Origin of the sequence: Streptomyces sp. NBC_00289 (genome assembly GCF_041435115.1) — a bacterium.
Taxonomy (GTDB): domain Bacteria; phylum Actinomycetota; class Actinomycetes; order Streptomycetales; family Streptomycetaceae; genus Streptomyces.
On the sequence record NZ_CP108046.1, the window covers coordinates 7,996,053 to 8,020,357 of the forward strand.

Genomic DNA, 24,305 nt, shown 5'->3' on the forward strand with positions numbered 1-24,305 from the left:
GCACGGACGTGCCCTTGTGTCCCGATTGGTGGAACGCTGCACTAATCCTTCCCCTGTCGGGTTTTCGGTCTGTCCGCAGCCGGTTTCGCTGCGTGATGGGGTCTCAACTCCGATGACGGCGAACCCTCATGCTGGTGCGGACTAATCTCAAGGCGAGAACATCGCCCCTACCCCCGTGATCCGCCGCGACACCCCTGCATGCCGGGTACACGGACCTGAACAGCTCTGGAGAAACACGAGCATGAACCGCAAGACTTTGGTGCTGCCTGCCGTGGTCGGCCTGCTCGCTCCGGTGCTCGCCGCCTGTGGCGGGTCCGGCAGTGGGAGCGGCGGGGACGCGATCGTCGTCGGCACCACGGACCGGTTCACCGCCTCCAAGGACGCGCCCGCGCCTCTCGACCCGGCCTACGCCTACGACGTCGGCACCTGGAACATCCTGCGCCAGACCGTGCAGACCCTGATGATCCAGCCCAAGGGTGAGGGTGACCCCGTCCCCGAGGCGGCGGAGAGCTGCGGCTTCACCGACAGCGGCAACGAGCGCTACGCCTGCAAGCTGCGCGACGGCCTCAAGTTCGCCAACGGCGACTCCATCACCGCCGCGGACGTGAAGTACTCCATCGACCGCGCCCTCGCGATCAAGGCCGACAGTGGTGTGTTCGCCCTGCTGTCCACCATCGACACCGTCGAGACCCAGGGCGACCGTGAGGTCATCTTCCACCTCAAGACCGCCGACGCCACCTTCCCGTTCAAGCTGTCGACCCCCGTCGCCGGCATCGTCAACCCCGACGACTACGAGAAGAACAAGCTGCGCGACGGCTTCGACGTGGACGGCTCCGGCCCCTACACCCTGAGTGCCGACGTCAAGAACGACGAGATGACCAACGCCGTGTTCACCAAGAACCCCAATTACAAGGGGACGCTGAAGGTGAACAACGAAGAGGTCGACATGCGCTCGTTCGAGAGCGCGGACGACATGGGCGACGCCCTCGCCAAGGGCGACCTCGACGTCATGACCCGCACCATGTCGCCGGCGCAGATCAAGAAGCTCACCGAGGCCTCGGACGGCAACGTCGACCTCGTCGAGATGCCCGGTCTGGAAATCCGCTACCTGGCCTTCAACACCGACGACCCGGGCGTGAAGACCAAGGCCGTCCGCCAGGCGATGGCCCAGATCGTCAACCGCAGCGAACTGGTCTCCAAGGTGTACGGCTCGGCGGCCGAGCCGCTGTACTCGCTGGTCCCGGCGTCCATCACCGGCCACTCCAACTCGTTCTTCAACAAGTACGGCGACCCGAGCGTCACCAAGGCCAAGGCCATGCTCACCGGGGCCAACATCACCACCCCGGTGAAGCTGACGCTCAACTACACGACGGACCACTACGGTTCCGCCACCAAGCAGGAGTTCGAGCTGCTGCAGAAGCAGCTCAACGCCAGCGGCCTGTTCGACGTCACCATCAAGGGCGCCGCCTGGGACACGTTCGTACCGGCCGAGCGCAAGGGCACGTACGAGGTCTGGGGCATGGGCTGGTTCCCCGACTTCCCCGACGCGGACAACTACCTCGCGCCGTTCCTCGACAAGGACAACTTCCTCAAGCTGCCCTACGCGAACGCCCAGATCCGCACCAAGCTGATCCCGGAGTCCCGCCGCGAGGCCGACCGACTGGCCGCGGCCACCAGCCTGACGGAGATCCAGGACATCGTCGCCGACGACGTCCCGATCCTCCCGCTGTGGCAGGGCAAGCAGTACGTCGCCGCCCGCGACAACGTCACCGGCACCGCCTACGCGCTCAACTCCTCCGCCACCCTCCAGCTGTGGGAGCTCAGCCGCGGCGTGAGCTGAGCAACGCCCCGCGTACGACGAAGGGCGCCCCCTCCACCGAGGGGGCGCCCTTCGCCGTACGGCCGACGTCCTACTGCGCGCCGGGGCGCACCAGACCGCTCTCGTACGCGTACACCGCGGCCTGCACCCGGTCCCGCAGTCCCAGCTTGTTCAGGACGTGACCCACGTGCGTCTTGACGGTGGTCTCGCTGACGAAGAGGTCGGCGGCGATCTCGGCGTTCGACAGCCCCCGCGCCACCAGCTTCAGCACCTCCACCTCGCGGTCGGTGAGCGTGTGCAGCGTGTCCGGCACCGGCTCGTCACCGGACGGCAGATGCGTGGCGTACTTGTCGAGCAGTCGGCGCGTGATGCTCGGCGCGAGCATCGCCTCACCGGAGGCCACCACCCGGATCGCCTGCACCAGTTCGTTGGCCGGCGCGTCCTTCAACAGGAAACCGCTGGCCCCCGCGCGCAGCGCCTCCACCACGTACTCGTCGAGATCGAACGTCGTCAGCACCAGCACCTTGGCCGGGCCGTCCCGCCCGGGCCCGGTGATCTGCCGGGTCGCCTCGACGCCGTCCATCCGCGGCATACGGATGTCCATCAACACCACGTCGGGCTGCAACACCCGCACCTGATCGAGGGCCTGCAGGCCGTCTCCGGCCTCGCCGACGACCGCGAGGTCCTGCTCCGCCTCCAGAATCATGCGGAAGCCCGTACGCAGGAGCGGCTGGTCGTCGACCAGTAGGACGCGGATGGCCACGTAAGTCTCCTTCGGCTAGTCCGGCCCCATTCTGCCCTGCGCGGCCCCGCCGGCCTCGGCGGCCCCGACCTCCAGCGGATACGGCGGGGGAGTACCACCGAATTCCGGGCAGTGCGCCTGGTGATCGCACCAACCGCACAACTTCGTGGGCCGCGGCCGCCACTCACCCGTCTCCGTCGCCAGCCGGATCGCCTCCCACAGCGCGAGCAGCTTGCGCTCCACGCGTTCCAGATCGGCGAGGACGGGGTCGTACGTCAGCACGTCACCACTGCCGAGATAGACGAGCTGCAGCCGCCGCGGCACCACGTTCTTCAGCCGCCAGACGACCAGCGCGTAGAACTTCATCTGGAACAGGGCACCCTCGGCGTACTCGGGCCGCGGCGCCTTGCCGGTCTTGTAGTCGACGATCCGCACCTCACCCGTCGGCGCCACGTCCACCCGGTCGATGATCCCGCGCAGCCGCAGCCCCGAGTCCAACTCGGCCTCGACGAACAACTCCCGCTCGGCGGGCTCGAGGCGGGTCGGGTCCTCCAGCGCGAACCAGCGCTCGACGAGCCGCTCCGCCTCACCGAGCCAGCGGGCCAGCCGCTCACCCTCCGGATCCTCGGCGAACAGCTCCACGACCTCCGGCCGGCTCTCCCGCAGCCGGTCCCACTGGCCGGGGATGAGGGACTTGGCGCGCGGCGCGGTGCGCTCGGCGGCCGGGGCGTCGAAGAGCCGCTCCAGGACCGCGTGCACCAGCGTGCCCCGGGTCGCCGCCTCGCTCGGCTTCTCGGGCAGCCGGTCGATCACCCGGAACCGGTACAGCAACGGGCACTGCATGAAGTCGCTGGCCCGCGACGGCGACAGCGACGCCGGCGCTCTGGCGACGACCGCCACCCCGGCGCCCGCGGCCGTGCCCACCGCCTCGGCCCCGACCACCTCCACACCGGCCGCCGTCACCGCGACCCCGTCCCCGACCGCCGCCGCGGTATCACTGCCGTGGGCCTCCGCGGCGCCCTCCGCACTCGTCTCCATGACCACAGACCATACGGCCCGCCACTGACAGTGACCCAGCCGCGTCAACGCCCGGTCGCACGGCCGCGACGACGACCGGTGCGACGGCGGGCGAACACGGGGGTGCCGGGGCGGAACGCACGGCGACGGCCGCATACCATCGACCCGAGACCCTCCCACCGGGCAGGCGGGAGACGCTTCGAACGAGGGGACATCGTGGACGAGAGCGGCGGGAGCGGGCAGCCGCGGTCCGGCACCGACGAGCCGGCCGAGCACCACGCGGGTCCCGCGACCCCGGCGCCCGGCCCCACACACCCGGACCCGGCCCCGCACGACGACTCCACCACTGACGACCCCACCCCCGGCGACCCGACCCCCGTCGACAACCCGGACAGCGGCGACAGCCCCACCGACAGCGATGTCAGCCCCACCGGCAGCGGCCAGGACGACACGGCCGCCGCCGGCAGCCCGGACCTCCCGCCCGGCCCCGCTCCCACCCCCACGCCGGACCCCACCCACGAGCGCTCGCTCGCCCACTCCGGCGTGACCAAGGCCCGTCCGCCCCGACGCCCCAAGGAACCCGGCGGCGGACTGCTGATGGGGCGGCCCTTCGGCGTGCCCGTCTACGTGGCGCCCAGCTGGTTCCTCGTCGCCGCCCTCATCACCTGGGTGTTCGGCGGCCAGCTCGACCGCGTACTGCCCGAGCTCGGCGCCCTCCGCTACCTCGTCTCCCTCTTCTTCGCGGTCGCCTTCTACGCCTCCGTCCTGGTCCACGAACTCGCCCACACGGTCGCCGCACTCCGCTTCAAGCTCCCGGTCCGCCGCATCCAACTCCAGTTCTTCGGCGGTGTCTCGGAGATCGAGAAGGAGGCCGAGACCCCCGGCCGGGAGTTCGTCCTCGCCTTCGTCGGACCGCTGCTCTCCCTGGTCCTCTCGGGGCTCTTCTACCTCGCCATGCTGGGCGTCGAGCCCGGCACCGTCCCGGGCGTCCTGCTGGCCGGCCTGATGGTCTCCAACCTCATCGTGGCCGGCTTCAACCTGCTGCCCGGCCTGCCCCTCGACGGCGGCCGCATGCTCCGCGCGGTCGTCTGGAAGCTCACCGGCAGGCCGATGACCGGCACCGTCGCCGCCGCCTGGGTCGGCCGCCTCCTCGCCGTCGCCGTCCTGATCGGCCTCCCCCTGCTCACCCAGTCCGGGGCGCTCGGCTCCAACGCCGAGGACAACGTCGGCATGGACACCGTCATGGACGCCCTGCTGGCCGCCATCCTCGCCGCGATCATCTGGACCGGCGCGGGCAACAGCCTCCGCATGGCACGGCTGCGCGAGCACCTGCCCGACCTGCGCGCCCGCAACCTCACCCGCCGCGCGGTCCCCGTCCAGACCGACACCCCGCTCTCCGAAGCACTGCGCCGCGCCAACGACGCCGGAGCCCGCGCCCTGGTCGTCGTCGACGCGGACGGCGAACCCCTCTCCCTCGTCCGCGAGGCCGCCATCGTCGGCGTACCGGAGCACCGCCGCCCCTGGGTCGCCGTCGGCGGCCTGGCCCAGGACCTCACCGACGGCATGTGCGTCTCCGCGGAGCTCGCCGGCGAGGACCTCCTGGACGTCCTGCGCGCCACCCCCGCCACCGAGTACCTGGTGATCGAGGACAGCGGTGAGATCTACGGCGTCCTGTCCGCGGCCGACGTGGAACGCGCCTTCGTCAAGGCCATGGCCAGACCGTCGGCATCCTCCTAGAGCTCTGCCGGACCCTCCGGGACCTGGGCCCGTGCCCGGTCCACGGATGGTCGGCCGCCCGCGCAAAGGCCGGTAGGCTGGTCACATGTCCGAACCGACCGGTGCCGCCCGCAGGCGCGGGCCCTTCAAGGTCGGGGACCAGGTACAGCTGACCGACCCCAAGGGCCGCCACTACACGTTCACGCTCGAGGCCGGGAAGAACTTCCACACCCACAAGGGTTCCTTCCCGCACGACGAGCTGATCGGCGCTCCCGAGGGCAGCGTTGTCCGCACCACCGGAAACGTCGCCTACCTCGCGCTGCGCCCCCTGCTCCCCGACTACGTCCTGTCCATGCCCCGCGGCGCCGCCGTGGTCTACCCCAAGGACGCGGGGCAGATCCTTGCCTTCGCGGACATCTTCCCCGGCGCCCGCGTCGTGGAGGCCGGTGTCGGCTCCGGCTCGCTCAGCAGCTTCCTGCTGCGCGCCATCGGCGACCAGGGCATGCTGCACAGCTACGAGCGGCGCGAGGACTTCGCCGAGATCGCCCAGCAGAACGTGGAGCGCTACTTCGGCGGCCCGCACCCCGCCTGGCAGCTCACCGTCGGCGACCTCCAGGACAACCTGAGCGACACCGACGTCGACCGCGTCATCCTCGACATGCTCGCGCCCTGGGAGTGCCTGGAGGCCGTCTCCAAGGCCCTGGTGCCCGGCGGCATCCTGTGCTGCTACGTCGCGACCACCACCCAGCTCGCCCGGACCGTCGAGTCCATCCGTGAGATCGGCTCCTTCAACGAGCCGACCTCGTGGGAGTCGATGATCCGCAACTGGCACGTGGAGGGCCTGGCCGTCCGCCCGGACCACCGGATGATCGGCCACACCGGCTTCCTGCTCACCGCCCGCCGCCTCGCCGACGGCGTCGAGCCCCCCATGCGCCGCCGCCGCCCCGCGAAGGGTGCCTACGGCGAGGACTACACCGGCCCCAACGCCGACGGAGGCGTCGGCCGCTGAGTCCGGCCCCGTGCCCCCGCCAACGTGACGACGCCGTGGCCGAGTTCCCGACCAGTACCGGGAACTCGGCCACGGCGCTTTCCGTTTGACGCGACAACAACCACCGCCGCGAAGCCGCCGGTGACGACACCGATCGTCACACCGTCAGCGGCGACGACACCCACCGCGACGACGCCCACCGCGACCGCAAGGGCCCCGGCCGCACGTCCTCGGCGCCGCCCGGCTGCCGTCCCGCGCATGCGTGGCGAGAACATCCGCAGCTCCGGCACACAAAGTCCTGACCCCGCCGTTCCCACGCCCTGTGACGTGTGGCACCATGCTGGCCACCCCCACCGGCACAGCCCTCACAGGAGACAACTTCCTCGTGCAGCAATCCGCCGTCCCGGAACTGGCACACACGCACACCCGACCGATCCACTGGGTCGCCACGGCCACAGCCGTGGCCGGTGTGGTCGCCCTGTCCTCGATGCTCCAGCCCAACCCGGCCACGGCGGCCCAGGCAGCCGGCCCGGCGGCCAGAAGCGCCCCGGTCGTCACCACGGCACCCGATCCCACGGGCGTCGCCTTCCCGATCCAGTGCGGTCCGGTGAAGGCCCTCGTGCAGAAGAAGGCCTCCGGAGACCTCGACGGTGACGGCAGGCCGGAGACGGTCGTCGTCGTGCACTGCGACGCGGCCATGGGCACCCCACCCGACGCCGTGTACGTCCTCACCCGCGCCAAGGACTCCGGCACACCGCGCCTGGTCGCCACCCTGGTCGACCCGAAGGACCGTCTCACCGTCAGCCAGTTCACCGTGCGTGACGGAGCTGTCCTGGCCACCCTGCTCGGCTACTCCACCGCCGACGTGCCCAGTTGCTGCCCGGACGTGACGGACAGCGCGAAGTGGCAGTGGAAGAACGGCTCGTTCATGCGCTCGACACCTGCCGGATCCCACAGCGTCTGACCCACGCCACCCGGCTGTGAGAAATCAGACAGTCATCACACGGCGTGCGGAGCCGATCACTCCGCGTCCGGTCCGTACACCTCGACGCTGTCCGAAACGCGACGTACGTGAATGCAGTCGCCCGGACACTCCTTCGCGGAGTCGACCACATCCGTGAGCAGCGGCAGCGGCACGGGTGTTGTCGCGCCCCTGTCCTGCAGGAGCTCGTCGTCCGCGCCCTTCACATAGGCCAGACCGTCGATGTCCAGCTCGAACACCTCGGGCGCGTACTGGGCGCAGATACCGTCACCGGTACAGAGATCCTGGTCGATCCAGACCTCCAGCGCCCCACTGTCGGCCCCGGCCTCCTGCTGCACGCTCATGTTCTCCTGCCGTTTCAGCGCCGAGCTGAACGGGAATCCGGCCAGCTCTGACGGGTGTTGAACAGTTCGACCCTACCTCCGGCAGCTTTCCAATCATGTTCGGTGGGTATTCCCCTGGCGTGAGGGAGAGCGCAAGGGTGAAGATCGGACACACCCCGACAGTCTTTGTGATCTAGGGGTTTCAATCGACACCCGCCCAGGTAGGGTCTGGAAGCGTCCAGCTCCCCTTGGAGGAGGTGAGGACCGTGGCAGCCCACGACGACGACATGAACCGCGGCATCCGCCCGGGACGAGGGTCCGACGACCCGTCCGGGCAGATTGCCTACCTTGAGCAGGAGATCGCCGTCCTGCGACGCAAGCTCGCCGACTCTCCGCGACACACGAGGATTCTCGAAGAGCGGATCGTCGAGCTGCAGACCAATCTGGCCGGCGTGTCCGCCCAGAACGAGCGACTCGCCAACACACTCCGTGAGGCCCGCGACCAGATCGTGGCCCTCAAGGAGGAAGTCGACCGGCTCGCACAGCCACCGGCCGGCTTCGGAGTCTTCCTCACGGCGAACGAGGACGGCACGGCCGACATCTTCACCGGCGGCCGCAAGCTACGGGTGAACGTCAGCCCCAGCGTCGAGCTCGAAGAGCTCCGGCGCGGCCAGGAGGTGATGCTCAACGAGGCTCTCAATGTGGTCGAGGCCATGGAGTACGAGAGCGTCGGCGACATCGTCACCCTGAAGGAGATCCTCGAGGACGGCGAGCGCGCCCTCGTGGTCGGGCACACCGACGAGGAACGGGTGGTACGGCTCGCCGAGCCACTGCTGGACGTCGTCATCCGACCCGGCGACGCCCTGCTGCTCGAACCCCGCTCCGGCTACGTCTACGAGGTCGTGCCCAAGAGCGAGGTCGAGGAACTCGTCCTCGAGGAAGTGCCGGACATCGGCTACGAGCAGATCGGCGGTCTGGGCGGCCAGATCGAAGCGATCCGCGACGCCGTCGAGCTCCCCTACCTTTACCCAGACCTCTTCAAGGAGCACGAACTGCGGCCACCCAAGGGTGTGCTGCTCTACGGGCCCCCCGGATGCGGCAAGACGCTCATCGCCAAGGCCGTGGCCAACTCGCTGGCCAAGAAGGTCGCCGAGGTGACCGGACAGGCCACCGGCAAGAGCTTCTTCCTCAACATCAAGGGACCCGAACTCCTCAACAAGTACGTGGGTGAGACCGAGCGGCAGATCCGCCTCGTCTTCCAGCGTGCCCGGGAGAAGGCCAGCGAGGGCACTCCCGTCATCGTCTTCTTCGACGAGATGGAATCCCTCTTCCGCACCCGCGGCTCCGGTGTCAGCTCGGACGTGGAGAACACCATCGTCCCGCAGCTGCTCGCCGAGATCGACGGTGTGGAAGGCCTGCAGAACGTGGTCGTGATCGGCGCCTCCAACCGTGAGGACATGATCGACCCCGCCATCCTGCGCCCCGGCCGGCTCGACGTGAAGATCAAGATCGAGCGTCCGGACGCGGAAGCCGCCAAGGACATCTTCGGCAAGTACCTCACCGAGCGCCTCCCCCTGCACGCCGACGACCTCGGCGAGCACAGCGGCAGCAGGACCACCACCGTCCAGAGCATGATTCAGACGGCCGTGGAACACATGTACGCGGAATCCGAGGAGAACCGCTTCCTGGAAGTCACCTACGCCAACGGCGACAAGGAAGTCCTCTACTTCAAGGACTTCAACTCCGGAGCCATGATCGAGAACATCGTGGGCCGCGCCAAGAAGATGGCGATCAAGGACTTCCTCGAACACACCCAGAAGGGCCTCCGCGTCTCCCACCTCCTCCAGGCCTGCGTGGACGAGTTCAAGGAGAACGAGGACCTGCCCAACACCACCAACCCGGACGACTGGGCCCGCATCTCCGGAAAGAAGGGCGAACGGATCGTGTACATCCGCACCCTCATCACCGGAAAGCAGGGCGCGGACACCGGACGCTCCATCGACACGGTGGCGAACACCGGTCAGTACCTGTAAAACACAGGGCGGCTGCGGGTGCCCTCACCGGGTACCCGCAGCCGACTGCTTTTCGGGCCACGGCCGGAGCAAGGCAAAGACGCAAATGATCTCCCCGCCGGCGCGGAGGCGTTCTAGGCTCTTCGGTACCGCCGAGTCGCGCAGTGCGGGGACGGGCACCGCACACGCACCGGAGCGCCAGCGGTACGTGAGCGGCGTCCCCGACCGAGGGCGCCGCCGGGCAAGGAGGGCCGCATGACCGTACGGCGAGTAATGGGCATCGAGACGGAGTACGGGATCTCCGTCCCCGGCCACCCCAACGCCAATGCCATGCTCACCTCGTCCCAGATCGTCAACGCCTACGCGGCCGCGATGCACAGGGCCCGCCGGGCCCGCTGGGACTTCGAGGAGGAGAACCCGCTGCGCGACGCGCGAGGCTTCGACCTGGCCCGCGAGACAGCCGACTCCAGCCAGCTCACCGACGAGGACATCGGACTGGCCAACGTCATCCTCACCAACGGCGCACGGCTCTACGTCGACCACGCACACCCCGAGTACAGCTCCCCGGAGGTCACCAACCCCCGCGACGCCGTCCTGTGGGACAAGGCCGGCGAACGCATCATGGCGGAAGCCGCGGAACGCGCCGCCCAGCTGCCCGGCGCCCAGCCCATCCACCTCTACAAGAACAACACCGACAACAAGGGCGCCTCCTACGGCACTCACGAGAACTACCTGATGAAGCGGGAGACCCCCTTCTCGGACATCGTGCGCCACCTCACCCCGTTCTTCGTCTCCCGCCAGGTCGTCACGGGCGCCGGCCGCGTCGGCATCGGCCAGGACGGACACGAGCACGGCTTCCAGCTCAGCCAGCGCGCCGACTACTTCGAGGTCGAGGTCGGCCTCGAGACCACCCTCAAGCGCCCGATCATCAACACCCGCGACGAGCCGCACGCCGACGCCGAGAGGTACCGCCGCCTGCACGTGATCATCGGCGACGCGAACCTGTCCGAGATCTCCACGTACCTCAAGCTGGGCACGACGGCCCTGGTCCTGTCGATGATCGAGGACGGCTTCATCGCCGTGGACCTCGCGGTGGACCAGCCCGTCCGCACCCTGCACCAGGTTTCGCACGACCCGACGCTCAAGCGCCTGGTCACCCTCCGCAGCGGCCGGACGCTCACCGCGGTCCAGCTCCAGATGGAGTACTTCGAACTGTCGCGCAAGTACGTCGAGGAACGGTACGGCGCGGACGCCGACGACCAGACCAAGGACGTCCTGGCCCGCTGGGAGGACACCCTCAACCGCCTGGAGAACGACCCGATGAGCCTGGCGGGCGAGCTCGACTGGGTCGCCAAGCGGGAACTCATGGAGGGGTACCGGCGTCGGGACAGCCTCGACTGGGACGCCCCCCGCCTGCACCTCGTCGACCTCCAGTACGCCGACGTACGGGCCGACAAGGGCCTCTACAACCGTCTCGCGGCCCGCGGCCGCATCAAGCGCCTGCTGGACGAGAACGACGTCGAGCGGGCCCGTACCAAGCCGCCCGAGGACACCCGGGCCTACTTCCGCGGGCGCTGCCTGGAGCAGTACGCGGACGACGTCGCCGCGGCCTCCTGGGACTCGGTGATCTTCGATCTGCCGGGCCGGGACTCGCTGCAGCGCGTCCCAACCCTGGAGCCGCTTCGCGGAACGCGTAATCACGTCAAGGAGCTCCTGGACCGCTGCCGCACGGCGGAAGACCTGGTCAGGGTGCTGTCGGGCAACTGAGTGGGTACCCGGGGCCGACTCGGCCCGCAGGGTGGAAAAGTCGGCGTGAGGGAATCATCGAGATGGTCCCCGGACGTTGATGCAACTGCGGGGCCGATGTCGGACCCTGCTTGTAGGGTCTGATCAAGAACGTCGAACCGAGCGGGGTGAGGGTTATGGCGACCAAGGACACCGGCGGCGGCCAGCAGAAGGCGACGCGCTCGACCGAGGAGGTCGAGGAGCAGACACAGGACGCCCAGGCGACCGACGACCTCAAGGAGCGCCAGGAAAAGCTGAGCGACGACGTCGACTCGGTTCTGGACGAGATCGACGACGTACTCGAAGAGAATGCTGAGGATTTCGTTCGAAGCTTCGTGCAAAAAGGTGGAGAGTAAAAGCTAGTCGCGCCATCTCTCCTTCGAATTGAAGGGTGCGGGGGGTTAGGGGATGGCTGGGGGCTCGCCTCTCAAACGGTGCTCGGGCTGCGGGAGTGACTTGCCCGTCGCCGCGTTCGCTCGGGACAAGAACCGGAGCGATGGCCTGCAGGTGCGATGCCGGGAGTGTGTGGCGCAATACAGTGCCGCGCACTACCGGCGCCGCCGGGAGGCGATGGGCAAGCCGGTCCGGGAGAAGGCCGACGTTCCGGCAGGGCACAAACTCTGCCGGACCTGTGGCGTAGTCAAGCCGCACAGCGAGTGGCATCGCAACGCCACCGCCTCCGACGGCTTGTCGACCCGCTGCAAGGCGTGTCGCGCCGTCCAGGGGCGGCAGGGGCATCTCAGGCGTCAGTACGGCATCACCGAAGCCGAGCGGGACGAGTTGATCGCCTCTCAGGCGGGCGTCTGCTGCATATGTTTGTCAGCTCCGGCCGCACATGTGGATCACTGCCACAACACGGGTAGGGTCCGAGGCGTACTGTGCTTCAGCTGCAACGCCGCACTGGGGCAGTTCAAGGATCGGCCCGATGCCATAAGGCGGGCTGCTGTTTACGTGGAAGGAATCGCGTGGAAGCCAACACTCGTAGCACCGGGCGTCTACCAGCTGCCTTCCTGACGCCCGGGTCGTCGTCCTTCATGGACTTCCTCTCCGAGCATCAGCCGGAGATCCTGCCGGGCAACCGGCAACTGCCGCCCACCCAGGGCGTGATCGAGGCGCCGCACGGCACCACGATCGTCGCCGTCACCTTCCCGGGCGGTGTGGTGCTCGCGGGTGACCGTCGGGCCACCATGGGCAACGTCATCGCCCAGCGGGACATCGAGAAGGTCTTCCCGGCGGACGAGTACTCGGCCGTCGGTATCGCCGGCACCGCCGGTCTGGCCGTCGAGATGGTCAAGCTCTTCCAGCTGGAGCTGGAGCACTTCGAGAAGGTCGAGGGGGCGCAGCTCTCGCTGGAGGGCAAGGCGAACCGGCTGTCGACCATGATCCGTTCCAACCTCGGTATGGCCATGCAGGGTCTGGCCGTGGTTCCGCTCTTCGCCGGTTTCGACGTTGACCGGGCGAAGGGCCGCATCTTCTCCTACGACGTCACCGGCGGCCGTTCCGAGGAGCACTACTACGCCGCCACCGGTTCCGGCTCGATCTTCGCGCGCGGCGCCATGAAGAAGCTGTTCCGTGAGGATCTGACCGAGGACGAGGCCACGACGCTGGTCGTGCAGGCCCTCTACGACGCGGCGGACGACGACTCGGCGACCGGTGGTCCCGATGTGGCCCGCCGGATCTACCCGATCGTCACCGTGATCACCGAGGGCGGCTTCCGTCGGCTCAACGACGACGAGTCCTCCGAGATCGCCCGCGCGATCCTGGAGCGGCGCCTGGAGCAGCCGGACGGCCCGCGGGCCGCACTGCTGTAGGCGATGGCCCGTTCTTATCCAGGTGGTCCAGTGACTTCGACAGAAAGGGACGGATAACCGGTGTCGACGCCGTTCTATGTCTCACCCCAGCAGGCGATGGCGGACCGGGCGGAGTACGCCCGCAAGGGCATCGCCCGTGGCCGCAGCCTGGTCGTGCTGCAGTATGCCGACGGCATCGTGTTCGTCGGTGAGAACCCGTCCCGTGCGCTGCACAAGTTCAGCGAGATCTACGACCGGATCGGGTTCGCGGCCGCCGGCAAGTACAACGAGTACGAGAATCTGCGGATCGGTGGTGTGCGGTACGCCGACCTGCGGGGTTACACCTATGACCGGGACGATGTGACCGCTCGCGGTCTCGCCAACGTGTATGCGCAGACGTTGGGCACGATCTTCTCCTCGGCGGCCGAGAAGCCGTACGAGGTGGAGTTGGTGGTGGCCGAGGTCGGGGAGACGCCGGAGGGTGACCAGATCTACCGGTTGCCGCATGACGGGTCGATCGTCGACGAGCACGGTTCGGTCGCGGTCGGTGGTAATGCCGAGCAGATCAGCACGTATCTGGATCAGCGGCACCAGGACGGTATGAGCCTCGCCGAGGGGCTCAGGCTGGCCGTTCAGGCGCTGTCCCGTGACACGAACGGCAGTGAGCGGGAGATTCCCGCGGAGCGCCTGGAGGTCGCGGTGCTGGACCGTACGCGTCCGCAGCAGCGCAAGTTCAAGCGGATCGTCGGCGGGCAGTTGTCGCGGCTGCTGGAGGCGGGCGGTGCCGCCACCGAGGCCGAGAGCGCCGAGGAACCCGACGAGAAGTAGCCCATCCCGCTCTTCATGTGCCCCGGCCGGCTCTGCGGCCGGGGCACAGGCGTCTCAGGAGGGGCTGGGGGGTGCCGTGGAGCCCCTGACGACGAGTTCGACGGGGATGTCTCCGGCCTGCGGTGTACGGCCGTCCAGGACGGCCAGGAGGGCGTGCATGCCGCGTTCGCCGAAGAGCTCGGCGTCGAGGCGCACGGTGGTGAGTTCCGGGTCGAGCGCGGTGGCCAGAGCGAGGTCGTCCAGGCCGGTCACGGAGAGGTCGTCGGGGACGCGGAGACCGAGGCGTCGGGCCGCCTTGTAGGCGCCGGCGGCGAGTTTGTCGTCGTCGCAGACGAGGGCGGTGGGCCGGGGGCCGGGCTGGGCGAGGGCCGTCTCGGTGGCGGCGAGGGCGCCGTCGATGGAGATGGGGGCGCGGGCGGTGCGGATCGAGGTGCCGGGGACGGCGGCGATGCGTGCGACCAGCTCGTGGGCGCGTACGTCGAAGGTCCAGGAAGGTACGTCGGCGGCCAGGTGCAGGAAGCGCCGGTGTCCGAGGCCGAGGAGGTGGTCGGCGACCTGGCGGACGCCGTCGGTGATGTCCAGGTTGACGGTGGCCGCGCCGAGGCTGCCCTCGGGGTCGCTGTCGAGCATGACGAGGGGCAGCTGGTCGCCGCGGATGGCACTGAGGGCGTCGGCTGCCATGGAGGAGGCGATGACGCCGTCGAGGGCGGCCTGGGCGGAGGCGAAGGGGTCGCGGGCGGGGCCGATGCCTTCGGGGGAGGGGTAGAGGACGACTCCGAAGCCATGTGCGGCGGCGACGCGGGCCGCGCCGGTGTAGACGCCGGCGAAGAACTCGGTCGTCAGTGCGGGGACGACGAGGAGCACGGTGCGGGTGCGGCCGAGGCGTAGGTTGCGGGCGGCGAGGTTGGGGCGGTAGCCGAGGTCGCGTGCGGCTTCCCGGACGCGTTCGGCGGTGGTCTCGGAGACGCGCCCGCGCCATTTGTCGCCGAGGACCAGGGAGACGGCGGCCTGGGAGACGCCGGCGGCCTGGGCGACGTCACGGCTCGTGGGGCGGGTGCTGCCTCGTGCCACCGTGGGTCTGCTCCTTCGTATGGACGGGTGAACAGCGCACATGGTACGTATGACGGAGGTAGTTATACGTAAAACCTCATGCGTCATCGCAGCGGGCCGACAGCGTGGAAGGGCGGACATGGCCGCGGGATACCTGGAGATCCTCAGGGCGAGGCATGCCACCAGGCTGCTGGTGGGCACGCTCGTGGGCCGCCTGCCGAACGCCACCGCCGCGATCGCGATCGTGCTGTTCGTCCGTGCGGAGGGCGGCTCCTACAGCCTCGCCGGAGGCCTGGCGGCCACGTACGGGGTCGCCAACGCCGTGGGGCAGCCCGTGCTGGGGCGGCTCGTCGACCTGTACGGGCAGCCACGCGTGCAGTTGCCCGCCGCGGTGCTGTCGGCTCTGGCGATGACCGCCTTCGCGTTCGCGGGCACCGATCCGCTGCCGCTCGCCCATGCCTGCGTGGCGGCCGCGGGCCTCTTCACGCCGCCGCTGGAGGGCGGCCTGCGGGCGCTGTGGCCCGGTGTCCTGCGCGAGGAGGGCCAGGTCCACACGGCGTACGCGATGGATGCCGTGGCGCAGGAAGTGATGTTCACCGTCGGGCCGTTGCTGGTGACGTTGTGCGCGTCGGTGTGGTCGGCCCAGGCCGCCCTGCTCGTGCTGAGCGTCATCGGGGTCCTCGGCGCGCTGTCCGTGGTGCTCTCGCCGCCCTCGCGGGCGTGGCGGTCGGCTCCGCGTGAGGCGCACTGGCTCGGTGCGCTGCGCTCGCCCGGACTCCTCGCTCTGCTCGGGGCGTTCCTCTTCGTCGGGATGGCGCTGGGTTCCATCACGGTCGCCTCCGTCCCGTACGCCGACGACAACGGCGGGGACGCGGTGTACGGCTGGCTGATGGCGGCCGTGGGCCTGGGCGCGCTCATCGGCGGGCTGTTCTACGGGGCGCGGCGGTGGACCGGTGAGCCGGCGCGGCGACTGCAGGCCCTGGTGGCCCTTCTGGCGGTGTGTTACCTGCCGCTGACGCTGATGCCGGGCGCGGTCGCCATGACGCTGCTGGCGGTCCTGGCGGGTGTCTTCCTGGCGCCCGCCATCGCGTGTGCCTTCGTTCTGGTCGACCGTCACGCGCCGGCCGGGACGGTCACCGAGGCGTTCTCGTGGCTCGTGACGACGTTCACCGTGGGCGCGTCGGTGGGAACGGGCCTGGCCGGGCCCGTCGTGGAGGCGGGCGGGGCCCTGTGGGGCTTCGTCGTGCCGGGTGTCGCGGGGGGCGTGTCCCTGCTGGTTCTGCTGGCCACCGGAAGGGTCCTCGCAGCTCCCGCCGGGCGGGCGGTGGTTGCGGCTTCATCGGAAAATGATCCAAACCGTGCTGTCGAACCCCGTTTGCGGTCAGGGGATCGGGCGTAATGTTCACTCATGGACCGCCGCATTTTCGGGCTGGAGAACGAGTACGGCGTCACGTGCACGTTCAGGGGACAGCGCCGCCTGTCGCCTGACGAGGTGGCGCGGTACCTCTTCCGCCGTGTCGTGTCATGGGGCCGTAGCAGCAATGTCTTTCTGCGAAACGGCGCCCGGCTTTATCTCGACGTGGGCTCACATCCGGAATACGCCACACCCGAATGTGACAACGTGACGGAACTCGTCACCCACGACAAGGCCGGCGAGCGCATTCTCGAAGGACTCCTGGTGGACGCCGAACGACGCCTGCACGAGGAAGGAATCGCGGGCGACGTCTACCTCTTCAAGAACAACACCGACTCGGCGGGAAACTCCTACGGGTGCCACGAGAACTACCTCGTCGCCCGGCACGGGGAGTTCTCCCGGCTCGCCGACATCCTGATTCCGTTCCTCGTCACGAGGCAGCTGCTGTGCGGTGCCGGCAAGGTGCTGCAGACCCCTCGCGGGGCGGTGTACTGCGTCAGTCAGCGTGCCGAGCACATCTGGGAGGGCGTCTCCTCGGCGACGACCCGTTCGAGGCCGATCATCAACACGCGCGACGAGCCGCACGCGGACGCCGAGCGCTATCGCCGCCTGCATGTCATCGTGGGCGACTCGAACATGTCCGAGACGACCATGCTGCTCAAGGTCGGCGCCACCGACCTGGTGCTGCGCATGATCGAGGCGGGCACGGTGATGCGCGACCTGACCCTGGAGAACCCGATCCGGGCGATCCGCGAGGTCAGTCACGACATCACGGGCCGGCGCAAGGTGCGTCTGGCCAGTGGCCGCGAGGCCTCCGCGCTGGAGGTGCAGCGCGAGTACTACGAGAAGGCCGTGGACTTCGTGGAGCGGCGTGGCATCCGCACCGGCGTCGTCGACCAGGTCCTGGAGCTGTGGGGCCGCACGCTGGACTCGATCGAGGCCGAGGACCTCGACCGGATCGGCACCGAGATCGACTGGGTGATGAAGTACAAGCTCATCGAGCGGTACCGGGCCAAGCACAACATGACCATGTCCCATCCGCGGGTCGCGCAGATAGACCTCGCGTATCACGACATTCACCGCCGTCGTGGTCTGTACTACCTTCTGGAGAGGAAGGGTCAAGCCGCCCGGATCTGCAATGACATGAAGATCTTCGAGGGCAAATCGGTTCCGCCGCAGACCACTCGGGCCAGGCTGCGCGGCGACTTCATCCGCAGGGCCCAGGAACAGCGCCGCGACTTCACGGTCGACTGGGTCCACCTCAAGCTCAACGACCAGGCTCAGCGCACGGTCTTGTGCAAGGACCCGTTCCGTTCCGTGGACGACCGGGTGGAGAAGCTGATCGCCGGAATGTGAGCAATGCGTTCCGGGGCGCCTTCCGGAACGCAACGCGGGCGCCGTACGTTTCCCGTACGGCGCCCTTCGCACGCCGTAGAGTTGCGCGGACGCCATCATCAAGATCGACCGATACGAGGCTTTCACCGTGCGCCGACGCTCACTTCTCATCGCCGTACCCGCAGGACTGGTCACGATCGCCGGATGCGGCGATGACAAGAAGGACTCGAGCAAGGCCAGCGACAGCGCCTCGCCGTCACCCTCCGCCTCGGCCACGTCAGCGGCACCGCCGCCGAAGATCGTCGACGGACCGGTGCCGGCCATCACCGCGGGGACGAAGTTCGACGAGAAGCCGACGGTGGCCAAGGGCAGCGGCGATCCGTCGAAGAACCTCGCGGTGAAGACGGTCATCGCGGGCAGCGGGCGGGCGGTGGCGGAGGGCGACTACATCCAGGCGAACTACCTCGGCCAGATCTGGTCGACGGCGAAGGTCTTCGACAACTCCTACGACCGCAACGCCCCGCTGGTCCTCCAGCTCGCGCAGGGCAGCATCATCGACGGCTGGCGCTACGGCCTGGCCGGCCGGAAGGTGGGCAGCCGCGTCGAGATGGCCATTCCGCCGACCTGGGGATACGGCACGCAGGGCAACGCCCAGGCGGGCATCAAGGGCACCGACACGCTCGTCTTCGTGATCGACATCCAGGACGCGTTCAACGCCAAGAGCTCCGCCAAGGGCAAGACCGTCGCCCAGGACGACGCGGACCTGCCGAAGGTGGGTACCAACACCGACGGCAAGGCGCCCTCGATCGAGGTTCCCAAGGCCGACGCGCCGACGAAACTCGTGTCGAACTACGTCCTGGAGGGCGACGGCGCGCCCGTGAAGGCGGACCAGACGGTCCTCGTGCAGTTCAAGGGCGTGGTCTGGGACAGCGGCAAGGAGTTCGAGTCGACGTACACCCGCAAGCAGCTCAGCTCCTTCTCCCTGACGCAGATGCAGCAGCTGGTCAAGGGTCTGGCGGAGGGGCTGGAGGGCAAGAAGGTGGGCAGCCGGGTGCTGTTGGTGATGCCCCCGAAGCTCGGGTACGGGGACAACCCGCCGACGGGCGGCGCTATCAAGAAGGACTCCACGCTGGTGTTCTCCGTCGACATCCTGGCCGCGATGTGACCTGCCGGGTCTGTAAGACTGTCCGCGTTGCCTTTCGTACACAAGCAGGAGTCACCACGTGAGCATCGAGAAGCCCGAGATCGACTTCCCGGGCGGCGAGCCCCCGGCCGACCTCGAGATCAAGGACATCTGGGAGGGCGAGGGCGCCGAGGCGACCGCCGGTCAGACCGTCACCGTCCACTACGTGGGCGTGGCCTTCAGCACCGGCGAGGAGTTCGACGCCAGCTGGAACCGTGGCACCCCGTTCCGCTTCCCGCTGGGCGGCGGCCGGGTCATCCAGGGCTGGGACCTCGGCGTTCAGGGCATGAAGGTCGGCGGCCGGCGCCAGCTGACCATCCCCGCCCACCTCGCCTACGGCAACCAGAGCCCGACCCCGGCGATCAAGCCCGGCGAGACCCTGATCTTCGTCGTCGACCTGCTCGGGGTCTGATCGTCGTACAGGAGTCGTAAGTGATCACCTAGCGGTCGGAACCTCGTACGACGTCCGTACGGGATCCGGTCGGACCCGATCACCAGTGGCCCATGCCCGCCCGGGCGTGGGCCCTCGGCTTTTGCCCGGCCACTTCGGAGCGGTACGGTCAACGATCGTAAGCACCATAGGGAGGCGAAGGGCGTCGATGGCCATTGCCAAGGCCGAGCGACTGATGAACCTGGCGCTGTGTCTGCTCGGAACGCGCCGGCCGCTCAGCAAGCGTGAGCTGCGCGAGTCCATTGAGGCCTACCTCGAAGCGGGCAGCGACGACTCCTTCAACCGCATGTTCGAGCGGGACAAGGACGACCTGCGGGAACTGGGACTCGTGATCGAGACCGTCGAGAACCTGGACGGCGAGGTCGGCTACCTGGCGCGCCGCGACAGCAACCGCCTCCCGCCGGTCACCCTCGACGCCGAGGAGGCCGCCGCCCTCGGCCTGGCCGCCAAGGTGTGGCAGCAGGCCCGGCTGGCCGGCGCGGCCAGCGGCGCGCTGCAGAAGCTGCGGGCGGCGGGGCTGCCCGAGGACTTCGACCCGTCCGAGGCACATGGCGCCCTCGAACCGCGCATCCCGGTGCACGAGGCGGCGTTCGAGCCGCTGATGCTGGCCTGCCGTGACCGCCGGCCGGTGGTCTTCGACTACCGCAAGGCGAACGCCGCCCAGCCCGAGCCCCGGCATGTCGAGCCGTGGGCCCTGGAGTGCTGGCGCGGGACCTGGTACCTCGCCGGCTGGGACCGTGACCGCGGCGCCGAGCGGGTGTTCCGGCTGTCGCGCATCACCGGGAAGGTGCGCTCGCGCGGCGCCCGGTTCACCGCCCCGGTTCCCGACGTGGTCACGGTCCGCGAGACCGTCGCGAGCTGGGCGGGGGAGACCGCCGACCGCTCGGCGCTGATCCGGCTGCGCAGGGACGCGGGGTACCCGCTGCGGGCGAAGGCCACCGCGGTGCGGGCGTTGGGGGACGGCTGGGACGAGCTGGAGATCCCGTACGGACACGGGCTCGACGCCTGGCTGGTGGAGTTCGGGCCGGACGTGGTGGTCCTGGAACCCGCCGAACTGCGGGCCGACGTGCTGGACCGGCTGCGTGCCGTGGCCAAGGGCTGAGGGGGAACGGACAACACAGTGGCAGGCAAACCGGTCAGGCCCACGAACGCCATCGACCAGACCCGGCGGATGCTCTCGCTGGTGACCTATCTGCGGGAGCGCCCGGGGGCGAAGGTCGAGGACGTCGCCCGCGCCTTCGGGATCACCGAGGACGAGCTGGTCTCCGACCTCGACGTGCTGCCCATGTGCGGCACCAGCTTCCGCGGCGGCGACCTGCTCGACATCGACACGGACGGCGAGCGCATCTGGTGGCACAACCCCGACGACGTGGCGGAGCCGCTGAGGCTCGCCGCGGACGAGGCGACCGCGCTGCTGGTGGCCGCCCGCGCGGTGTCCACCCTGCCCGGTCTGCGTGAGAGCGACCGGCAGGCGCTGCTGCGCGCCACCGCCAAGGTGGAGGCCGCGGCCGGCGAACAGGCCGGCGCGAGCTCCCGGCTGTCGGTGACCTTCGAGTCCGAGGGCGGTGTCTTCGCCGACGTCGACCGGGCCATCTCCGAGCGGCGCCGCCTGTGGATCCGCTACTACTCGCCCGCCCGCGACGAGCTCACCGAGCGCGAGATCGACCCGATCCGCCTCGTCAGCGTCGGGCACACCTACGTCGAGGCCTGGTGCCGCCGCTCCGAGGCGCGCCGCACGTTCCGGCTCGACCGGGTCGCCGAGATCAAGATCCTCGACGAGCCGTCCGCGCCGCCCCAGGTCGAGCTGCGGGACCTGTCCGAAGCCCTGGTGCAGCCCGCCGCCGAGGACCCGGAGGTCGTCGTCGAGGTCGGCCCGGGGGGCCGCTGGGTCGCCGAGTACTACCCGCACGACAGTGCGGATGAGCTTCCCGACGGCGGGCTGCGTATCACCCTGCGGACCCCGGATCCGGCGTCCCTGAAGCGGCTGGCGCTGCGGCTGGGGCGCGAGGGCCGGATCGTGTCGCCGCGCGGCCTCGCCGACAGCGCCCGCGAGGCGGCCCGGGAGGCGCTGGCGGCGTACGACGACGGGGTCGAGCCGCGCGGCGACCACGGCGTTCGCGCGGTGACCGAGGGGCAGTACGACAGGCAGGAGCAGGCGCTGTGAACGAGTCGTCGACGGCCGGGGTGCGGGGCATGACGGTGGCGGACGCGTTCTCCGGGATGAGAGGCGTGACCCCCGTGGTGTTCAAGGCGGGCTGCCCGGACTGCCGGGGCCGCTTCGAGCTGGCCGCGGGCGCCCTGCGGCTGGTCATCGGCGCCACGAGCCGCACCACCTTCTACTCCTTCACCTGCCCCGACTGCGGCGCGGCCGTCCGCAAGCCGGCCGGTGAGCGGGTCGTCGAGCTGCTCACCGGCGGCGGCGTCAGCACCCTGCGGCTGCACTCCGCGGTGTAGCACCCGGCGCCGCGGGTGCGGCGGGCGGCTGCGCCCCGGCCCCGGGGACGGTCTAGGCTCGGCGCCATGTTCTGGCCGATGTTCGCGGTAGCTGTGGGTTTTCTGGGTCTCGCCGTTCTCGGTGTGCTGGCCGTACGGGTCTTCCTGGAGGCGCGGAGCCTCGGCAGGCAGGTCACGGACTCGGCGCGGCGCATCAGCCGGGCGGCGGAGGATCTGGAGCGGGCGGCCACGAGCACGGCCCGCGCTGTGGACTCGCTGTGAGTCCTGCTGTGTGCATGGTGTGAGTCCCGCGCCGGATGCGTTTTGGGCCACTTCGCCCTGTCAACTTGACGGCAGGGACAGGTACGCTGCTGGTCGCGGCCCGCAGAACGAGGCGCGGACCGCGGACCGGGAGTACGCACGGGGATTGCCAGACGTTCACCCCTGAGCGTTACGATCGCTGTCAGAACGATTGATCGGACGTATGTCCGACCGGTCGGACGGCACCCCACTCCAGCCGCCTCGGTGAGAAGGTAAAGACTTATGTTCGGAAGGCTCGGCGCCCCCGAGATCATTCTCATCCTCGTCGTCGTCATCCTGCTGTTCGGCGCGAAGAAGCTTCCCGACATGGCGCGCTCGCTCGGCAAGTCCGCTCGCATCCTCAAGAGCGAGGCCAAGGCGATGAAGGACGACGGCAACAGCACGGCCACCCCGGCCGGCCCGCCCAACACCGACGAGCAGTCCCCCTCGCAGCGCACGATCCAGGCCTCGCCCGGTGACGTGACCAGCTCACGCCCGGTCACCGAGCCCACGGACACGACGAAGCGCTGACCCAGGGCCGGTGACCTCCGGCCCGCCGCACGAGATGGGAACGTGGGTTGCTGAAGTCCGCCCGCAAGCAGGAGAAGGACCCCGAGGGGCGGATGCCCCTCGCTGAGCATCTGCGAGAGTTGCGCAATCGCCTGGTGAAGAGTCTCCTGGCGATCGTCGTCACCACGATCGTCGCAGCCTTCTTCTACAAGGACATCATCCAGTTCTTCACGGATCCCATCCTGCAGGCCGTGGGGTGCAAGTACAGCTTCGCCGAGCTGCAGAACACCGACAACACCCAGTGCGCGCGCATCGTGCAGAACGGTCTGCTCAGCCCGTTCACCCTCGCCCTGACCGTTTCGCTGTCCTCGGGTGTGGCGCTCGCCGCCCCGGTGTGGCTCTACCAGTTCTGGGCGTTCGTGGCGCCGGGTCTGCACCGCAGCGAGAAGCGGTACGGCCTCGCCTTCGTGGGTGCGGGTTTCCCGCTGTTCCTCACCGGCGCGTACTTCGCCTACTGGTCCCTGCCCAAGATGGCGACGGTGATGCTGGAGTTCTCCATCATCGGAAGCGACAACCAGCTTCCCCTGGACGAACTCCTGCAGCTGATCATGCGGATGATCATCGTCTTCGGCCTCTCCTTCGAAATGCCGCTGCTCCTGGTGATGCTGAACTTCGGCGGCGTGCTCTCGGGCAAGAAGATGGCCGGCTGGTGGCGCGGCATGATCATGGGCATCACCCTGTTCGCCGCGATCGCCACCCCCAGCACCGACCCGATCTCCATGCTGGCGCTGGCGGGCCCCATCTGGATCATGTACTTCGGCGCGACGGCCATCGCCCTGGTCAACGACAGGCGCCGGGCCGCCCGCGCCGCCGCGGGTCCGGCGGACGACGAGGCGTCGGAGCTGGACCTGACGCCGGAGGACATCGGCGAGATCGAGCCGGTGACCACGCGACGCGGCCTGCCGGAACAGGCCAACGGCCACCCGGTGACCTCGACGGATCTCGAAGACATCACCTGACGCCAGGCACGTACCGGGAGCGGCCCATCGCCGGGTTGAGGCGATGGGCCGCTGCGATTCACCGTTTTCCACCGGTGTCAGATGCTGGGCGAGCCGCCCAGGGGCCAGGTGTCGCCGCCCTTGCCGTCGTTCTGGATGTCCCACTCGACGTGACCGTCGGCCGTCCAGCCGCCGGTCGTGCTGCTGCGGTAGGTGCTGCCGTATACCCGCGTGCTTCCGGACTCGTTGACCCTGATGGGCGAGTTGATGTTGAAGTCCTCGTTCCGGTAGTCCGCGTCGTTGCGCTCCAGCCGGAGGTTGAGGATCAGGTCCTCCATGCCGGCGCTCACGCCGCCACCGCCGTCGTTCCAGGAGATGTCGGCGTAGGCGCGGTAGTCGTTGCTGGAGTTGCGGGTGACACAGAGCTGGACAGCCAGGTCGAGGTCGGGACCGATGGTGTCCCACTCGTTCTTCTGGACGCTGCTGCACTTGGTCGCGGCGGCGGCCAAGGCCGAGCCAGGCGTCAGGATGACGGCCCCCACCGCGGTCACGGCCACTGCAGCTGCGGCGCTGGTCAGACGAGCGATGCTGCGGTTCATGAATCCCCTTGTTCGTGATGGTCGAATGGC

The 24,305-nt window shown here is 69.2% G+C and carries 25 protein-coding genes; 20 read left to right on the forward strand and 5 right to left on the reverse strand.

The features are described from left to right. The first annotated feature begins 241 nt into the window (after positions 1-241). The gene (locus OG985_RS36190) at positions 242-1,840 is read left to right on the forward strand and encodes an ABC transporter substrate-binding protein (protein WP_371672593.1); all 1,599 of its coding nucleotides are present in this window, start codon (positions 242-244) and stop codon (positions 1,838-1,840) included. A gap of 70 nt (positions 1,841-1,910) precedes the next feature. Here the strand turns inward: OG985_RS36190 and OG985_RS36195 are convergent, their stop codons facing one another. After that, entirely contained in the window at positions 1,911-2,582 is a 672-nt protein-coding gene (locus OG985_RS36195) for a response regulator (protein WP_371672594.1), read from the reverse strand. Positions 2,583-2,597: 15 nt separating this feature from the next. After that, the gene (locus tag OG985_RS36200; RefSeq protein WP_371672595.1) at positions 2,598-3,599 is read right to left on the reverse strand and encodes a RecB family exonuclease; all 1,002 of its coding nucleotides are present in this window, start codon (positions 3,597-3,599) and stop codon (positions 2,598-2,600) included. A 195-nt stretch (positions 3,600-3,794) separates the two neighbouring features. Here OG985_RS36200 and OG985_RS36205 point away from each other — a divergent pair, with 195 nt between their 5' ends. The 3 genes from OG985_RS36205 (at position 3,795) to OG985_RS36215 (ending at position 7,246) form a co-directional block, all read left to right on the forward strand. Beyond that, complete coding sequence (locus OG985_RS36205) at positions 3,795-5,315, forward strand: site-2 protease family protein (protein WP_371672596.1); 1,521 nt, start codon at positions 3,795-3,797, stop codon at positions 5,313-5,315. A gap of 85 nt (positions 5,316-5,400) precedes the next feature. Then, positions 5,401-6,303: a tRNA (adenine-N1)-methyltransferase gene (locus OG985_RS36210; protein WP_371672597.1), complete on the forward strand. Its 903-nt coding sequence runs from the start codon at positions 5,401-5,403 to the stop codon at positions 6,301-6,303. Positions 6,304-6,667: 364 nt separating this feature from the next. Continuing rightward, positions 6,668-7,246, forward strand: coding sequence for a hypothetical protein (locus OG985_RS36215; protein WP_371674591.1), 579 nt, complete (start codon positions 6,668-6,670; stop codon positions 7,244-7,246). A gap of 56 nt (positions 7,247-7,302) precedes the next feature. Here the strand turns inward: OG985_RS36215 and OG985_RS36220 are convergent, their stop codons facing one another. Beyond that, entirely contained in the window at positions 7,303-7,608 is a 306-nt protein-coding gene (locus tag OG985_RS36220) for a ferredoxin (RefSeq protein WP_371672598.1), read from the reverse strand. 245 nt (positions 7,609-7,853) lie between these two features. Between OG985_RS36220 and arc the strand changes: the two genes are divergently transcribed. From arc to prcA, 6 genes are all read left to right on the forward strand, one after another. Continuing rightward, positions 7,854-9,620: a proteasome ATPase gene (gene arc, locus OG985_RS36225; protein WP_371672599.1), complete on the forward strand. Its 1,767-nt coding sequence runs from the start codon at positions 7,854-7,856 to the stop codon at positions 9,618-9,620. A gap of 234 nt (positions 9,621-9,854) precedes the next feature. Next, on the forward strand, positions 9,855-11,366 hold the full coding sequence (gene dop, locus OG985_RS36230) for a depupylase/deamidase Dop (protein WP_371672600.1): 1,512 nt from the start codon (positions 9,855-9,857) through the stop codon (positions 11,364-11,366). 155 nt (positions 11,367-11,521) lie between these two features. Beyond that, positions 11,522-11,740, forward strand: coding sequence for a ubiquitin-like protein Pup (locus OG985_RS36235; RefSeq protein ID WP_093831806.1), 219 nt, complete (start codon positions 11,522-11,524; stop codon positions 11,738-11,740). A gap of 52 nt (positions 11,741-11,792) precedes the next feature. Beyond that, the gene (locus OG985_RS36240) at positions 11,793-12,398 is read left to right on the forward strand and encodes an endonuclease VII domain-containing protein (protein ID WP_371672601.1); all 606 of its coding nucleotides are present in this window, start codon (positions 11,793-11,795) and stop codon (positions 12,396-12,398) included. After that, entirely contained in the window at positions 12,350-13,195 is an 846-nt protein-coding gene (gene prcB, locus OG985_RS36245; protein WP_371672602.1) for a proteasome subunit beta, read from the forward strand. The genes OG985_RS36240 and prcB overlap by 49 nt, the downstream gene beginning before the upstream one ends. A 60-nt stretch (positions 13,196-13,255) precedes the next feature. Beyond that, positions 13,256-14,002, forward strand: coding sequence for a proteasome subunit alpha (prcA, locus tag OG985_RS36250; protein ID WP_371672603.1), 747 nt, complete (start codon positions 13,256-13,258; stop codon positions 14,000-14,002). 54 nt (positions 14,003-14,056) lie between these two features. Here prcA and OG985_RS36255 read toward each other — a convergent pair whose 3' ends face one another. Next, complete coding sequence (locus OG985_RS36255; protein ID WP_371672604.1) at positions 14,057-15,073, reverse strand: LacI family DNA-binding transcriptional regulator; 1,017 nt, start codon at positions 15,071-15,073, stop codon at positions 14,057-14,059. 118 nt (positions 15,074-15,191) lie between these two features. Between OG985_RS36255 and OG985_RS36260 the strand changes: the two genes are divergently transcribed. From OG985_RS36260 to tatC, 10 genes are all read left to right on the forward strand, one after another. Further along, on the forward strand, positions 15,192-16,451 hold the full coding sequence (locus tag OG985_RS36260; protein ID WP_371672605.1) for an MFS transporter: 1,260 nt from the start codon (positions 15,192-15,194) through the stop codon (positions 16,449-16,451). A gap of 9 nt (positions 16,452-16,460) precedes the next feature. Beyond that, complete coding sequence (gene pafA, locus OG985_RS36265; protein ID WP_371672606.1) at positions 16,461-17,822, forward strand: Pup--protein ligase; 1,362 nt, start codon at positions 16,461-16,463, stop codon at positions 17,820-17,822. A 127-nt stretch (positions 17,823-17,949) separates the two neighbouring features. Next, positions 17,950-18,966, forward strand: a complete 1,017-nt coding sequence (locus OG985_RS36270) for an FKBP-type peptidyl-prolyl cis-trans isomerase (protein ID WP_371672607.1) — start codon at positions 17,950-17,952, stop codon at positions 18,964-18,966. Positions 18,967-19,024: 58 nt separating this feature from the next. Next, positions 19,025-19,396 (forward strand): FKBP-type peptidyl-prolyl cis-trans isomerase, encoded by a 372-nt coding sequence (locus OG985_RS36275; protein WP_371672608.1) that lies wholly within the window; start codon positions 19,025-19,027, stop codon positions 19,394-19,396. A gap of 187 nt (positions 19,397-19,583) precedes the next feature. Then, positions 19,584-20,537 carry a helix-turn-helix transcriptional regulator gene (locus OG985_RS36280; RefSeq protein ID WP_371672609.1) on the forward strand — a complete coding sequence of 318 codons (954 nt, stop codon included), beginning with the start codon at positions 19,584-19,586 and terminating at the stop codon, positions 20,535-20,537. A gap of 18 nt (positions 20,538-20,555) precedes the next feature. Then, a complete protein-coding gene (locus tag OG985_RS36285) occupies positions 20,556-21,599 on the forward strand; it encodes a helix-turn-helix transcriptional regulator (RefSeq protein WP_371672610.1) in 1,044 nt (347 codons plus the stop codon). Continuing rightward, positions 21,596-21,889 carry a hypothetical protein gene (locus tag OG985_RS36290; protein WP_371672611.1) on the forward strand — a complete coding sequence of 98 codons (294 nt, stop codon included), beginning with the start codon at positions 21,596-21,598 and terminating at the stop codon, positions 21,887-21,889. Before OG985_RS36285 ends, OG985_RS36290 begins: the two co-directional genes overlap by 4 nt. A 66-nt stretch (positions 21,890-21,955) precedes the next feature. Further along, on the forward strand, positions 21,956-22,150 hold the full coding sequence (locus tag OG985_RS36295; protein ID WP_371672612.1) for a hypothetical protein: 195 nt from the start codon (positions 21,956-21,958) through the stop codon (positions 22,148-22,150). 261 nt (positions 22,151-22,411) lie between these two features. Then, the gene (gene tatA, locus OG985_RS36300; RefSeq protein ID WP_371672613.1) at positions 22,412-22,699 is read left to right on the forward strand and encodes a Sec-independent protein translocase subunit TatA; all 288 of its coding nucleotides are present in this window, start codon (positions 22,412-22,414) and stop codon (positions 22,697-22,699) included. 47 nt (positions 22,700-22,746) lie between these two features. Next, entirely contained in the window at positions 22,747-23,697 is a 951-nt protein-coding gene (gene tatC / locus OG985_RS36305; RefSeq protein WP_371672614.1) for a twin-arginine translocase subunit TatC, read from the forward strand. 77 nt (positions 23,698-23,774) lie between these two features. Here tatC and OG985_RS36310 read toward each other — a convergent pair whose 3' ends face one another. Then, positions 23,775-24,275, reverse strand: a complete 501-nt coding sequence (locus tag OG985_RS36310) for a hypothetical protein (protein WP_371672615.1) — start codon at positions 24,273-24,275, stop codon at positions 23,775-23,777. Positions 24,276-24,305 lie beyond the last annotated feature (30 nt).